This window comes from Citrobacter sp. Cpo126, assembly GCF_030332445.1.
Lineage (GTDB): Bacteria > Pseudomonadota > Gammaproteobacteria > Enterobacterales > Enterobacteriaceae > Citrobacter > Citrobacter portucalensis.
In genome coordinates this window covers 1-1,387 of record NZ_JAOWHT010000043.1, presented here as the reverse complement: position 1 = coordinate 1,387, position 1,387 = coordinate 1, and the positions used below count along the sequence as shown (strand labels likewise).

Sequence of the window (1,387 nt, the reverse complement as noted above, 5' to 3'; positions counted from 1 at the left end):
CTTCGGCGTTGTAAGGTTAAGCCTCACGGTTCATTAGTATCGGTTAGCTCAATGTATCGCTACACTTACACACCCGACCTATCAACGTCGTCGTCTTCAACGTTCCTTCAGGACTCTCAAGGAGTCAGGGAGAACTCATCTCGGGGCAAGTTTCGTGCTTAGATGCTTTCAGCACTTATCTCTTCCGCATTTAGCTACCGGGCAATGCCATTGGCATGACAACCCGAACACCAGTGATGCGTCCACTCCGGTCCTCTCGTACTAGGAGCAGCCCCCCTCAATTCTCCAGCGCCCACGGCAGATAGGGACCGAACTGTCTCACGACGTTCTAAACCCAGCTCGCGTACCACTTTAAATGGCGAACAGCCATACCCTTGGGACCTACTTCAGCCCCAGGATGTGATGAGCCGACATCGAGGTGCCAAACACCGCCGTCGATATGAACTCTTGGGCGGTATCAGCCTGTTATCCCCGGAGTACCTTTTATCCGTTGAGCGATGGCCCTTCCATTCAGAACCACCGGATCACTAAGACCTGCTTTCGCACCTGCTCGAGCCGTCACTCTCGCAGTCAAGCTAGCTTATGCCTTTGCACTAACCTCCTGATGTCCGACCAGGATTAGCTAACCTTCGTGCTCCTCCGTTACTCTTTAGGAGGAGACCGCCCCAGTCAAACTACCCACCAGACACTGTCCGCAACCCGGATTACGGGTCTACGTTAGAACACCAGCCATTAAAGGGTGGTATTTCAAGGATGGCTCCATGCAGACTGGCGTCCACACTTCAAAGCCTCCCACCTATCCTACACATCAAGGACCAGTGTTCAGTGTCAAGCTATAGTAAAGGTTCACGGGGTCTTTCCGTCTTGCCGCGGGTACACTGCATCTTCACAGCGAGTTCAATTTCACTGAGTCTCGGGTGGAGACAGCCTGGCCATCATTACGCCATTCGTGCAGGTCGGAACTTACCCGACAAGGAATTTCGCTACCTTAGGACCGTTATAGTTACGGCCGCCGTTTACCGGGGCTTCGATCAAGAGCTTCTCCTTACGGATAACCCCATCAATTAACCTTCCGGCACCGGGCAGGCGTCACACCGTATACGTCCACTTTCGTGTTTGCACAGTGCTGTGTTTTTAATAAACAGTTGCAGCCAGCTGGTATCTTCGACTGATTTCAGCTCCATGAGTAAATCACTTCACCTACATATCAGCGTGCCTTCTCCCGAAGTTACGGCACCATTTTGCCTAGTTCCTTCACCCGAGTTCTCTCAAGCGCCTTGGTATTCTCTACCTGACCACCTGTGTCGGTTTGGGGTACGATTTCGTGTTACCTGATGCTTAGAGGCTTTTCCTGGAAGCAGGGCATTTGTTACTTCAGCACCGTAGT

1 rRNA gene is annotated in these 1,387 nt (G+C 52.1%); it reads right to left on the bottom strand.

Annotation, left to right across the window (positions count from 1 at the left end):
- Nucleotides 1-12: 12 nt before the first annotated feature.
- Nucleotides 13-1,387, bottom strand: a 23S ribosomal RNA gene (locus tag OGY17_RS20600); the annotation flags it as partial.